13 protein-coding genes are annotated in these 13,071 nt (G+C 56.7%); 3 read left to right on the forward strand and 10 right to left on the reverse strand.

Annotated features, from left to right (window positions below; translation table 11 throughout):
* Window positions 1–86: 86 nt before the first annotated feature.
* From resB to DESPR_RS09795, 3 genes are all read left to right on the forward strand, one after another.
* Complete coding sequence (resB, locus tag DESPR_RS09785) at window positions 87–1,436, forward strand: cytochrome c biogenesis protein ResB (protein ID WP_015724653.1); 1,350 nt, start codon at window positions 87–89, stop codon at window positions 1,434–1,436.
* 51 nt (window positions 1,437–1,487) lie between these two features.
* Window positions 1,488–2,336 carry a c-type cytochrome biogenesis protein CcsB gene (ccsB, locus tag DESPR_RS09790; RefSeq protein WP_015724654.1) on the forward strand — a complete coding sequence of 283 codons (849 nt, stop codon included), beginning with the start codon at window positions 1,488–1,490 and terminating at the stop codon, window positions 2,334–2,336.
* A gap of 142 nt (window positions 2,337–2,478) precedes the next feature.
* Window positions 2,479–2,871, forward strand: coding sequence for a cytochrome c3 family protein (locus DESPR_RS09795; RefSeq protein WP_015724655.1), 393 nt, complete (start codon window positions 2,479–2,481; stop codon window positions 2,869–2,871).
* 125 nt (window positions 2,872–2,996) lie between these two features.
* On the opposite strand, the gene glyS is transcribed toward DESPR_RS09795, so the two are convergent.
* From glyS to nrfA, 10 genes are all read right to left on the reverse strand, one after another.
* Entirely contained in the window at window positions 2,997–5,081 is a 2,085-nt protein-coding gene (gene glyS, locus DESPR_RS09800; protein WP_015724656.1) for a glycine--tRNA ligase subunit beta, read from the reverse strand.
* A gap of 65 nt (window positions 5,082–5,146) precedes the next feature.
* On the reverse strand, window positions 5,147–5,887 hold the full coding sequence (locus tag DESPR_RS09805; RefSeq protein ID WP_015724657.1) for a GTP cyclohydrolase, FolE2/MptA family: 741 nt from the start codon (window positions 5,885–5,887) through the stop codon (window positions 5,147–5,149).
* 60 nt (window positions 5,888–5,947) lie between these two features.
* A complete protein-coding gene (locus DESPR_RS09810; RefSeq protein ID WP_015724658.1) occupies window positions 5,948–6,304 on the reverse strand; it encodes a response regulator in 357 nt (118 codons plus the stop codon).
* Between the two features lie 9 nt (window positions 6,305–6,313).
* A complete protein-coding gene (gene galT, locus DESPR_RS09815) occupies window positions 6,314–7,312 on the reverse strand; it encodes a galactose-1-phosphate uridylyltransferase (protein WP_015724659.1) in 999 nt (332 codons plus the stop codon).
* A gap of 6 nt (window positions 7,313–7,318) precedes the next feature.
* The gene (dksA, locus tag DESPR_RS09820) at window positions 7,319–7,681 is read right to left on the reverse strand and encodes an RNA polymerase-binding protein DksA (protein ID WP_015724660.1); all 363 of its coding nucleotides are present in this window, start codon (window positions 7,679–7,681) and stop codon (window positions 7,319–7,321) included.
* A 43-nt stretch (window positions 7,682–7,724) separates the two neighbouring features.
* On the reverse strand, window positions 7,725–8,219 hold the full coding sequence (gene moaC, locus DESPR_RS09825) for a cyclic pyranopterin monophosphate synthase MoaC (protein ID WP_015724661.1): 495 nt from the start codon (window positions 8,217–8,219) through the stop codon (window positions 7,725–7,727).
* Window positions 8,212–9,369 carry a molecular chaperone DnaJ gene (dnaJ, locus tag DESPR_RS09830; RefSeq protein WP_015724662.1) on the reverse strand — a complete coding sequence of 386 codons (1,158 nt, stop codon included), beginning with the start codon at window positions 9,367–9,369 and terminating at the stop codon, window positions 8,212–8,214. The genes moaC and dnaJ overlap by 8 nt, the downstream gene beginning before the upstream one ends.
* A 21-nt stretch (window positions 9,370–9,390) precedes the next feature.
* Window positions 9,391–9,660 carry a DNA-directed RNA polymerase subunit omega gene (rpoZ, locus tag DESPR_RS09835; RefSeq protein ID WP_015724663.1) on the reverse strand — a complete coding sequence of 90 codons (270 nt, stop codon included), beginning with the start codon at window positions 9,658–9,660 and terminating at the stop codon, window positions 9,391–9,393.
* Between the two features lie 177 nt (window positions 9,661–9,837).
* Window positions 9,838–11,142 (reverse strand): adenylosuccinate synthase, encoded by a 1,305-nt coding sequence (locus DESPR_RS09840; RefSeq protein ID WP_015724664.1) that lies wholly within the window; start codon window positions 11,140–11,142, stop codon window positions 9,838–9,840.
* 423 nt (window positions 11,143–11,565) lie between these two features.
* Window positions 11,566–13,062 carry an ammonia-forming cytochrome c nitrite reductase gene (gene nrfA, locus DESPR_RS09845; protein ID WP_015724665.1) on the reverse strand — a complete coding sequence of 499 codons (1,497 nt, stop codon included), beginning with the start codon at window positions 13,060–13,062 and terminating at the stop codon, window positions 11,566–11,568.
* Between the last annotated feature and the right edge of the window lie 9 nt (window positions 13,063–13,071).

Below are 13,071 nucleotides of genomic sequence, written 5' to 3' on the forward strand. Positions count from 1 at the left end.
AGTTGCTGTCGCCCATGCTATGGAATGGCCCTGTATTCATTGGCCGCAACTACGATACCCTGTTTGCAGATTGATTGGAAAAATCCATGACTCCCCAGAAAAAGAACCCGCTCTTCAGCCTCTTTGCCTCGGTCGAACTGGCCCTGTTTCTGCTTTTTCTCCTGGCAACCACCTCAATCATCGGCACCCTGATCCCGCAAAACAGTCCGCCTGATTTCTATATCCAGCGATACGGACATAAGACGGCTCAGCTGCTGCGATTGCTCGACATCCCGGACATGTACAACTCCTGGTGGTTTCTTGCCCTTCTCGCCCTGTTCGCCTTGAATCTCGTGGTCTGCAGCCTGGAACGCATCCCCCAGGTGGTCCGCACCTTGCGCCGGGATGGCTTGGCCGTGGCTCCCGAACAACTGCCCAAATTTCCCCTTCACCGGGAGGTTTGCCTTCCCCTTGGCGTGGAGACGGCGGCCGGCCAGGTGGCCGCCCTGTTCAATACCCATGGCTGGCGAACCAGGGAGGCCGCCACGGCAACAGGCCGCCTTCTTTTTGCCCAGAAAGGAGGGTGGACTCGTTTCGGTGTCTACGTGGTCCACTGCTCGATTCTGATCATCCTCGTCGGCGCCCTGATCGGTTCTTCGAAAGTGGCCCGCAACGTGTTGCACAATCCTCATTTTGCCTTCAAAGGATCCGTCATGCTTCCGGAAGGGGAAAGCACCAATCACATTGTGGCCTTCAAGAGCGGTGAGCACATCGATCTTGATTTCCATCTGCGGTGCAATGCCTTTACCATCGAGTACTATCCCAACGGCATGCCCAAATCCTATCGTTCCGAGGTGACGATTATCGAAAACGGCCAGCCAGTGCGCGATGCAGTCATCAAGGTCAACCAGCCCCTGACCTATAAAGGAGTCACCTTTTACCAATCCAGCTACCAACCCTATCAACATTACCGTGTTGCCCTGAACAAGCAGGGGGGTGACGCGACCACCGCGACCATTGCCGCCGCCCAACAGATGGACTGGCCCGAGGCCGGAATCAGTTACGGCATCATCAACCGGGAAAGCCAGGGCGAGGTCACCCGGAGGCTGAAGATCTGGTTCAGCGACAACCAGGGCGAACCGTCGGTGTTCTGGGTCAATGCTGGCCAGGAGGCGGTTGTCGAGCGGCCCTCCGGCACCTATACCCTGACCCTGAATCAGTTGTACGCCACCGGCCTCCAGGCAACCAAAGATCCAGGCGTTTGGCTGGTGTATGGGGGATGTCTGCTGATGCTGATCGGTCTGTACATCGCCTTTTTCCTGTCGCACCGCAAACTGTATGCCTTTGTCGAAGGCGAAGGAAACGGCTGCCGCATCCTTTTCGCTGGTGAAGCCAATAAAAACAAGGTAGGTTTTGAGAATACTTTTTCAGAGCTTATCAATACCTTACAGAAATAATTCAGTTTCGGCGCCCCTTTCCCGGGCATTCTCTCTGGTATCGAGTCGACTATGGACAGTTCTCAACTTTTTGGCGTGACCATGATGGCCTATATCCTGGCCGCCGCCTTTTACCTCGGGTTGTTTCTCTTTAAAAGCAAGCGCATGGGACTGATCGGCCTGTTGCTGGCGATCGGCGGCCTCCTGGTGCAGACCGTGGCCATCGGCTTGCGCTGGCACGAGTCCTACCAGATGGGCGTCGGCCATGCGCCGCTGACTAACATGTATGAATCGCTGATCTTTTTCGCTTGGTGCACCACCCTGTTTTATCTTGGCCTGGAGTTTCGCTTCAAGACGAGGGTGATGGGGGCCTTTGTAATGCCCTGTGTGGCCATGGCCATGGCCTACGCCTCGCTGTCCGATCGAATCGACGACCAAATCAGCCCATTGATTCCGGCCTTGCAATCGAATTGGCTGATCGCCCACGTGGTCACCTGTTTCATCGGCTATGGCGCTTTTGTGGTGGCCGGTGGTTTGGGGATGATGTATCTGCTCAAGCAATCCGTGTCGAACACCCCCCAGAAGGCCTCACTGTTCGATGCCTTGCCGGCATTGAAGGTGATCGACGATCTAACCCATAAAACCATTGTCTTCGGCTTCATCTGGCTGACGGCGGGGATCATCACCGGCGCCATCTGGGCGAACGAGGCCTGGGGTACCTACTGGAGTTGGGATCCCAAGGAAACCTGGTCGATCATCACCTGGTTTCTGTATGCCTCAACCCTGCATGCCCGGTTCACCCGGGGCTGGCGGGGACGACGCATCGCCTGGTTGGCCATTCTCGGACTTTTCGCCGTCTTTTTCACCTACTTTGGCGTGAATTTTCTTCTCTCCGGCCTGCACAGCTACGGTTCGGTGTGAGCACGCCAGCGACCTCGCAGGGTCGCACGACTCCCCTGGAGGCTTGACAAACAACCCGGCGGCGAGCTATACATTTTCGCAGCGGTTATCCTGTGGTTGTCATGAATAACATTTCAAGAATATTGAAAGAAGGAGGAGGAGCATGAAAAAATGGCTTGCTTGCGGAGCTGTCCTGGCGGTTTGTTGCGCACCTTGCCTGATGGGCATCGCACAGGCCGCCGACAACGGCCCGGCGGAAATCACCCTGCAGTCCACCATTGATCCGGCCAAGACCCCGAAACCGGCACAATTTCCCCATGCGGCCCATCAAAGCCGGTTGGAATGCAAGACCTGCCATCACAGCAAGGGGGCCGATGGCAAACGCATTTCCTATGAGGAAGGACAAAAGATCGAAAAATGCGAGACGTGCCACAACAGCAAGGCCGGTATGCCGGAAAAGCTTGGCACCTTTAAAAACGCGGCCCATGCCCTGTGTCAGGACTGCCACAAAAAGAACAAGCCGGAACTGGCGAAATGCACGGTTTGCCATAAATAAGGCAAGAAACTGGATCGTTTTGCCTGTTGCCCAACGGCCCAACAAAAAAGGCTGCCCGAAACCGGGCAGCCTTTTTTGTTGGGCCTGTTCACATGACGGGGTCAGACAATCGCCTCCTTGGCCGCTCACCCTTCCTTCTCGACATGCATCCGGGAAATATCACCGACGCGAAGAACCAACTCGCCCAGCGCGGTGAGCAAATTAAGCCGGTTCTGCCGAACCGCTTCGTCCTCGGCCATGACCATGACCTTGTCAAAAAATCGGTCGACCGGTTCCTTCATTTCCAGCATCTCCAACAGGGCGGGTTGATATTCCCGTTGTTCGATCATTGGCCACGCCTTTTCCCGTACCCTGTTCAACGCGGCAAACAACTCTTGTTCGGCGGGCTCTGTCAGCAGGTCCGTGTTGATCGCGGTGGCTTTGTTCTTCTTGACAATATTACGTATCCGTTTGAACGAACCCGCCAAAACGCGAAAACTTTCCTGCGTGCGGATTTGATCGAGGGCGGCGATGCGTCGCAGACAGTCAACCGGATTGTCACAGCCCACGGAGGTTGCCGCTTCCACCAGTTCCTGGGGCAAGCCAGCGGCAATTTGCTCGTTTTCGAAACGAAGGCGGATGAAGGAGAGTACCTCGTCGAGCACCTCGGGATTCTGGGCGACAACGCCCTCGTATCCCTGCAGGGCTGCGGCTGCCACTTCCCCAAGGGAAAGGGACAGATTGCATCCCTTGATCACGTTGATCAAGCCGATGGCCTGGCGTCTGAGGCCAAAGGCATCCTTGTTGCCGGTGGGTTTCTCGCCGATGGCGAAACACCCGACCAGGGTATCCATGCGGTCGGCGATCCCAACCAGGGCGCCGAGCAGTGATTGGGGTAATTCACCGCCGGCCCGAAGTGGTAGATAGTGCTCCTCGATAGCCTGGGCCACTTCCGCTTTTTCCCCGTCATGCAACGCATAAACCCGCCCCATGATCCCCTGCAGGGTGGGAAATTCCCCGACCATGGCGGTGAGCAGATCGGCTTTGGCCAAGCGGGCGGCACGAATCGCGTCGTGCTCCAGTTCGGGAGCGATTTTGCCGGCCAGCGCGACGGCAAGACGGGTAATCCGTTCGCTCTTGGCCGCCATTGTTCCCAGTTTGTTCTGGAAAACAATACCGCTCAACTCGGCACAACGGTCGGCAAGCGGCCGCTTCCGATCCTCATGGAAGAAGAAGAGCCCGTCTTCCAACCGTGCCCGCAGCACCCGTTCATGGCCGCTGGCAGCAAGGGCGACATCCTCGATCCTGGTGTTGTTGACCGCGACGAAAAGGGGCAGGAGTTTTCCCTCCTTGTCCGTCACCGGAAAGTATTTCTGATGCTCGCGCATCGAGGTCACCAGGGTTTCCTCGGGTAATTGAAGAAATTTGCGTTCAAAATGGCCGCAAACCCCATACGGGTATTCCACCAGATTGGTCACCGTGTCCAGCAATCCCTCGTGGAGGATGGGCTGGGCATCCGGATTTCCCGCCCCCTCGCGCACCGCCCGCTGTATTTCCTCAATCACCTTGGCTCGCCGCTGAACCGGATCGACCAGGACAAAATGTTCAGCCAGCTTGGTCAGATACTCGTCAATGCCTCCGACCTCGAATTCCGCCGGCGCCATAAACCGGTGTCCCCGGGTGGTGCGGCCGCAGCCGACCCCTTCGATCTCGAGCGGCACGCCTTGTCCGTCGTACAGGGCCACGATCCATTGGATTGGCCGGGCAAAGGCCATATTGTAATCGGCCCAGCGCATGGATTTGGGAAAAACCAGCTCGCGGACGAGCGATTCGAGCAACACGGGCAGCAACGCCGATGTCGCCTGCCCTTGAACATCCTCAACCACCATCAGGTACTCGCCCTTGGCTGTGGTCACCACCTGCAACGCTTCCGGTTCGCATCCTTTGGAGCGGGCAAAGCCGATCGCCGCCTTGGTCAGTTTGCCTTCGGCGTCGAAACCCGCCTTTTTGGACGGGCCGATATGTTCCTGCCGGCGATCGGCCTGCCGCGATTGCAGGCGATCAATGGTCAAGGTGAGCCGGCGAGGGGTGCCGAAGGTGCGGATGCCTTCAAAGGCAAGATCCAAAGACCGCAATTTTTTGGCGGTACCGGCCGCCAGGGCGTCAAGAGCCGGTTGAATGTATCCGGCGGGGATTTCTTCTGTTCCGATTTCAAAAAGAAGTTCACTCATCGCAGTCTGTACGTGTTGGTTGGGAGAGCATCATGCAGGGAAAACCACCTCGTCGCCGGTGTCGTTCATCCGCCGGCAACATCGCTTGGAGTGACGCAGGTCCATCCGTTCCCCGTCGATTCAGGCCATTCGGTGGCGGCAAATGCTGAATACCCGCTGGCAATATTTTTCACAACAACTTTGTACCATTGAAAGGCCTGGGAAGCTTGGAGACCGTCACTGACCCGACTGCATACGGCTTCGACCGTTTCGGCCTGGACCGGTCGCGCAACGACCGCCTCTTCCACCAAGGCAATCAGATCCTCGATCCAAAGAAAAGATTTCATGCGCACGGCCACCGTCACCATGCCCCACAGCCCGGAAAAGGATGCCGGCGGCTGAGGCCACCCAACCGGCACATCAACTTCGACCACCAAATCCAGTGCGCGGGCAAGCGAACCGTGAAGCCGGCAGTCATAGCGGTCCATGCCAGGAGATCGCTGCGTCTGTCCGGTACTGCGAAAGTAAGGAAAATCGATTTCAAGATGTGCGGCCTCGGCATCCAGCCGTTGTTTCATTTCCTCGAGAATCAGGTGGAAGGTTTTGAGGTTGAAGGCTCCGTGAAACTGGTTGAGGATCTCGACAAACCGGCTCATGTGGGTTCCCTTGAACCGGTGCGGCAGATTGACATACATGTTCACCCGCGCCACGGTCTGCTGGGTCTTCTTTTCCTTGTCGAGGACAATGATTGGATAATGGATGGTCTTGACGCCAACCTTGCGGATATTGATCCGGCGCGAGTCGGGTGAACTCTGGATATCTTTCATGGGAAGCGATGCGCTGCTCGGCGATGGACGCAGCGCGTTGGTGAAAGGTGGGCGAGGAAATCAGCCGAGGTATTTGCGCACCGTGGCCTTGAGCTCGTCCATGTTGGCCGATTTGACCACATAGGCCTCGGAGGCCCAACTGCCGAAGTCCTGTTTGTATTCCTGATAGGCGGAGCTGAGGATGACCGGCAAATTGGCTTGCAACTCCTTCATCTGACGCAGCACCTCGATGCCATTCATTCCCGGCATATTGATGTCCAACACGACCAGATCCGGTGGATTCTCGCGGAATTTAGCCAGAGCCTCGCTGCCATTGTAGGCGGAATCGACAATGTACCCTTCGTCCTCGAACTCCTCGCGGTACAACAGCTGGATGCTTTCTTCGTCGTCAACCAGCAAAATACGTTTCTTGTCCACAGGCTCCTCCTACAGGTTCACCTCGCGAAGGTAACGGCATGTTTCCTCCGGTGGCATGGGGTTGATGTAGAATCCTGTCCCCCACTCAAAACCGGCAATTGAGGTCAATTTGGGCACGATCTCGAAATGCCAGTGATAGTGCTCCAACGGCCCGGAACGCAGCGGTTGTGTATGAAGAACGAAATTGTACGGCACATGGGGAATGCAGGTGTCTAGACGGCGCAGGGTCTCGGAGAAGATTTCGGCCAGCGCGATCAACGAGCTGTCATCCTGTTCGATGTAGGAAGAATTATGATATCGCGGCATCACCCACATCTCGAACGGGGAGCGGGGCGCAAAGGGGGTTACGGTCACGAACTGCTCGTTTTCACAGACCAGGCGGACCTTTTGCTGGATTTCCTGGCGGATGATGTCGCAAAAAACGCATCGGTCCTTGTATTTGAAATAGGAAAGACTGCCGTCCAGTTCAGAGGTGACCATGCGCGGCAGGATGGGCAGGGCCACCAATTGGGAATGAGAGTGTTCCAGGGAGGCGCCAGCAGCTCTGCCAAAATTTTTGAACACAACCACGTAATTAAAACGGCTGTCCTTGGACAGGTCGCGAATCCGGTCGCGAAAGGCCCGAAAGGTCAGGAGCATGTCATGCGGCGGCAGATGGGAGAAGCGGTCCTGATGGTTGGGGCTTTCAATGATGACTTCATGGGCGCCGATCCCGTTCATCCGGTCATACAGCCCCTCCCCCTGCTTGTCGAGATTGCCTTCGATGATCAGGGCTGGATATTTGTTCGGCACCACTCGCAGTTTCCACCCGGCAGTATTGGGAGAGCCCCACTCGCGACCATAGACCAAAACCTCGTCCGGAGTGGTTTTTTCATTGCCAGGGCATAAGGGGCAAAACCCTCCCTTGACCTTGAATTCCTCCACCAAAAAATCGGTGGGCCGTTTTCCCCGCTCCTGGGCAATGATGATCCACCGGCCTAGAATCGGGTCCTTGCGTAATTCAGGCATACCCCTCTACCTACCTTGCTCTTTTTCCCGCTGCTCCTGACGGGTCTTGCAGTCGATACAGAATTTGGCCACCGGCCGTGCCTGCAATCGCTTGATCGCGATCTCCTCGCCGCAACCGGCGCAGATACCATAGGTGCCCTCTTCGATCCGTGCGAGTGCCTCGTCCACCTTATCCATCAGTTTGCGTTCTCTGCCCCGGATGCGCAGTTCGAAACTCCGATCGGATTCCATGGTCGCCCGGTCGTTCGGATCGGGAATATTGCCCGTTTGACTGGTCATCTCGGTGAGGGTCTGCTCGACATCGGTGTTGATCTCGGCCTTCATCGCTTCAAGCTGTTCCTTAAACCGCTGCAACTCCTTTTCATCCATGCTCATTCTCCAACAGGGTGGTTCTTACGATTCGTTCACTCTCTCAGGGGACAGCAGGCCGAACAAACAACCCACTCTTTCCGCCGCTTTTGCGCAACAAGCAAATGTCGGAAATCACCATGCTCTTGTCGATCGCCTTGCACATATCATAGATCGTCAGCGCCGCAACACTAACCGCTGTCAACGCTTCCATTTCCACCCCGGTCCTGCCGGTCATGGAAACCGTCGCTTCTATCTGGATCGAACACTGTTGATCGTCAAAGGAAAAGACGATGTCCGCCGCGGTGATCATCAGCGGATGACAAAGAGGGATCAGCTGGTCCACCTTTTTAGCGGCCATGATCCCAGCGATCCTGGCCACGCCTAGCACATCGCCCTTTTTCATCGAACCCTTGCGGACCATGTCAAAGGCTTGCCGCGACAGGGTGACGGTTCCGGCTGCAATCGCCTGCCGGACCGTTTCGCCTTTTTCGCTGACATCGACCATGCGGGCGTTGCCACTGGCGTCAAAGTGGGTGAATTGCGCCTGCTCAGACATTGGCTACCTTTTCCGATGCTTCACTTTTTTTCTTTTGCTTCCCCAGTGAACCATGAAACAACCGGGCAAAGAACCCTTCTTCCTCGTGTTCCTTGCTCAAGGCATCGAACTCACGCAGCAATTCTTTCTGCTCCTTGGTCAATTTCACCGGCGTCTGCACCTGCACCTCGACCACCATGTCTCCCTTGCCGCCGCCCCGCAAGCTGGCAACACCCTCTCCGCGCAGGACGAACCGTTCTCCGGACTGGGTTCCCGCCGGGATTTTCAGTTTGGACGTGCCGTGAATGGTCGGAACCTCGGCCTCGCAGCCAAGGGCTGCCCGGACCATGGACACCGGCAGCCGCAGGTAGATCGTCTGGCCGTCACGCTGAAAGTGCTCATGCTCATCCACATGAATCACCACATACAGATCTCCGGAAGGTCCACCCCGTCGACCGCCCTCGCCCTCGCCGGAAAGCCGCATCCGCGAGCCGGTATCAACCCCGGCGGGGATGCGAATGGAAACTTTCTTGGTCCGGTTGACCAGTCCTTCGCCATGACAGTCGTTGCACGGATCGGTGATGATCTGGCCGGCACCGTTGCAGTGTGGACAGGTGGTGGTCACCTGAAAAAAGCCCTGGGAACGAATGACCTGGCCCCGGCCGTGGCAGCTTGGGCAGACCTGGGGTTTATGCCCGGGACGGGCTCCCGAGCCCTCGCAGGTCCAGCAGGTTTCTCGCTTGGTCACTTCCACCTGCCGGGTAACGCCGTGGACCGCCTCCATGAAGGAAATCCGGATGTCGTAGCGAAGATCCTCGCCCTGAACCGGGGCATTGGGATCCCGACGCCGACCGCGGGTTCCACCGCCGAAGCCGAACAGGTCGCCGAACAGGTCGTTGATGTGCGAAAAAATATCCTCGCTGTTGCCCGGCCCGCTGTAGCCGCTGTTCCGCAGCCCCTCCTTTCCGTAGGTATCATAAATCCTGCGCTTTTGCAGGTCACTGAGCACTTCGTAGGCTTCGGCAGCCTCCTTGAATCTTTCTTCGGCTTCGGGATTGTCCTGATTGCGATCAGGATGATACTTCATCGCCAGCTTGCGATAGGCCTTCTTAATGGCCTCGGCCGAAGCATCCTTGCCGACACCGAGAATTTCGTAATAACTCTTGCTCATAGCCCGTTGCAATTTGCGGTGTTATTCTTCAGCATTGTCTTCTTCAACCACGGTTTCCGCAGCCTTTTGATCCGCCTTCCGCTGCTTGGGAAGCTCGTGGATATTGTCAAAGGTGACCTTGCCGGCAGCGATTTCCCGCAGGGTCATGACAATTTCCTTGTTCTTGCCGGCGACAAGAAACGGTTCTCCCTTGCGATGCTGGCGAATGCGTTCAACCGCCAGGTGAATCAGGGAAAAACGATTATCATCGCCAACTTTTCCCAGACAATCTTCTACTGTGATGCGAGCCATGCTGTGTCTGCCTCCATGGAATAAAAATCCCGGAGAGAACAACCTCCGGGAGTGTATAACGTGCCGCCCTGGCACCCCGTGCTCGTTTGCTCAAGAAACCTGACAACGAGGGCGTGGCGATTATTCAATAATCATTCTCCGCGAATTAACAAGACCTCCACGGAGCTCCCGGTGGATTTATCCGGAAAAGGGGTTGCGCAACAGGAGGGTTTCCTCGCGATCAGGCCCAACCGAAATAATCGCCGGAGCCACGCCGGTCAAATCCTCCAGGCGCTTGAGATAGCCCTTGGCCTGCGGGGGCAGGTCATCGTACGACCGCACCCCGGTCAGCTCGGTGGTCCAGCCGTCCACTTCCTCGTAGACCGGCTTGGCCAGACGGGCCTTGCGGATATTGTCGGGCATGTGGGTGAATGATTGCCCTTCCACCTGATAGCTGGTGGCAATTTTCAGTTTCGCCAGACCGGAGAGGACGTCCAACTTGGTGACGGCAAATCCGGTCAGACCGTTCAGGCGCACGGCATCATTGGCCACCACCGCGTCGAACCAACCGCAACGACGACGACGACCGGTTGTCGCTCCATACTCGTGCCCCTTTTGCTGCAGGGCATCGCCGACCACATCTCCTTCCGGCAGTTCAGTGGGGAAAGGACCCTCGCCAACCCGGGTGGTGTAGGCCTTGAGAATGCCGATGACCTCATCGATATGCCCGGGGCCAAAGCCCGATCCGATGCAGGCGTTGCCGGCAATGGTGTTGGACGACGTCACAAAGGGATAGGTGCCGTGATCAATATCCAGATGGGTTCCCTGTGCGCCTTCGAAAAGGATGTTCTTGCCGTTTTTGCGCGCCTGATCCAAGGCTACGGACACGTTGCCGACAAAGGGGGCCAACTGTTCGGCAAACTGTTCGAACTGTGCGGCAATACTGGCGAATTCGACCGGTTCAGCGCCGTACTGGCGGGTGAGGATAAAATTTTTCTCCTCCACCGCAGCTTGCAGTTTATCCTTGAACAGGACCGGATCAAGCAGATCGCCGACCTTCATGCCCACACGGCCGACCTTGTCCATGTAGCACGGGCCGATCCCCCGCCCGGTGGTGCCAATCTTCTTTTCCTTGGCCAAGGCGTTTTCACGCGCTCGGTCAAGACTTTGGTGGTAGGGCATGATCAGATGGGCATTGCTGCTGATCAACAGTTTTTTCGGGGTGACGGCAAAGCCTTTTTCCGCCAGCCCTTCGATTTCCTTGAGGAGAACACCGGGATCGATGATCACGCCATTGCCGATCATGCAGGTTTTGTTCTCATACAAAATGCCGGAAGGAATGATATGAAAGATATACTTCTTTCCATCCACCACTAGCGTATGCCCCGCATTGTTGCCCCCCTGGAAGCGGACCACATAATCCGAGTACTTGGTCAGCAGATCAACAATTTTCCCTTTGCCCTCATCACCCCATTGGGTACCGACCACCACGACACTGGCCATGTTCTCTCCACGTATAAAAAAAGAAAGCGAATTGTCTCCGCATTTGGATCAATGAACGCTCAACCGTTTTGCAAACCTGACTAATCTAGCAGAAAGCCGATAAAAAGTCAAACCGACGCCAGCCCCCTGCCGCCGCAACCCCAAAAGATACCAGCAAAAAAAATATGAAAAAAAGCGTGGCCCCAAGGACGGATCGCAATCGGGCCCCTTCAACCACCGGGAGAAATTTCATCGGACTGCCTCTGACCATTTCTCGCTCCCGCTCGAAAGACCATCGGCGGTTATTTGTTCGTGCGCGATGGGGCGAGAGGCACGCGGGGTCTTTCCATATCGCAACACACCGAAAAGATAAAAAAATTCCGGCCCTCACAGTCGCGCTGTTCAGGGCCGGAAAAGGAAGTTGGGTCGTGGAGCGATTGCGCTTTAATAGGAGGTCTTCAGCACCATATCCTTGCGCGATGCGGGATCGTAAAGCCCCTTGGCCTCGCTTTCCTTGAACCACTCCTGCTTGAGCGTATTGAGGAAGGTTTTCTTCTCCTCGATCAGCTTGGGCATGTCGAGGCCGATGAGCGTCTGCGCCTTTTCCTTGGTGGAGAAGTCGGGGGCGACATAATCGGCGGCATTATGTTTGGCCAGGACGATGCGCAGTTTCAGGCGGGCATCCTGTCCTTTGCTGATGGCGTTGGCCAGAGTCCGCAGGGTCTCTTCCGGTGCGTGGAAGAATGCGCCGTGCCCGGCGACGGCATAATCCCAACGCCACTGGCCGGCGCGAATGTCCTGGAGGGCAGGCTTCATTTCTTCCTCCGTGGCGCCCAGTTCCCAGGCCTTGGCTGCCTCGAGATGCGCCCTGGCAAGAATATCCGTTGCCTGCCGGGCCAGCTCGTTCTTGCGTGCCAGCTTCAGTTCGACAGTCTCCTTGAACTCCTTCTCCGTGCCCTTATGGCAGTTGAGGCAGGTGTTGCCGATGTTGTCCAGCGGACTGCCGACCTTGTGGCTGGAATACTTCACCCCGCCTTCACGCATATAGGGCATGTGACAGTCGGCGCAGGCCAGACCGTTGCGGGCATGCACGCCGGTGACAAAGGTTTCGTAGTCGGGATGTTGAGCCTTGAGCATCGGCGCCTTGCTCAACTGATGGGTCCAGTCGGTGAATCCGTAGCCATCATAATACTGCTCGATCTGCTCGGGCGAGAATCCCTTGGCCCACGGGTAGGTGACCACGGCGGCGGTCTTCTTTTCGCCCTTATCCTCCCACTCGGTCTTCTTGAAGTAGTATTCGGCGTGGCATTGGGCGCAGACCAAAGAACGCATGTCCTGATGGGTAATGTCCGCCACCTTCAGGCTGCCCTCGGCATCGAGACCACGCTTGAGATGCTCACGGGTCAGGGTCAGCTTCATGGTCTTGCTGTCATGGCAGTCGCCGCAACCAATGGGGTTAACCACCTCGTCGCCGTACTTGGCCCATTTGCCGGTGAAAAATTCCATCTCGCCGTCACGCTTGATCAGGCGGGGGACATCGGGGGATTTACAAGTCCAGCAGGCGGTTGGCTGGGGTCCGGTCTTTTTGTCCACCGGCGCGCCGGTACGCAGGGTGTTGATGTTATCTTCCAGGGCGTAATAGTGACCGCGCGGCTTGTTGTAGTCCTTGGAAAAGGCATACCCTGCCCAGAGAACAACGATGGCCGGGTCATCCTTGAGCACGTCGCCGATCTCATCGCTCTTCCTGGTCTGCATATAGGTGTCGTACTGTCGGGGGTAATGCTTACCCCACTCAGAGGCGCGGGTCTCGTTCTCCTTGATGGCCGGAACCGCGCCTATGGCCTGCTGTTCCGCCTTATTCTCCCTGATGGACATGGTCAACAGCACCATCGGCACGGTGACGAGGACGCAGAGCGTGAAGATAATGGGTGATTTTTTCATGAACATTCT

Source organism: Desulfobulbus propionicus DSM 2032, from assembly GCF_000186885.1.
Taxonomy (GTDB): domain Bacteria; phylum Desulfobacterota; class Desulfobulbia; order Desulfobulbales; family Desulfobulbaceae; genus Desulfobulbus; species Desulfobulbus propionicus.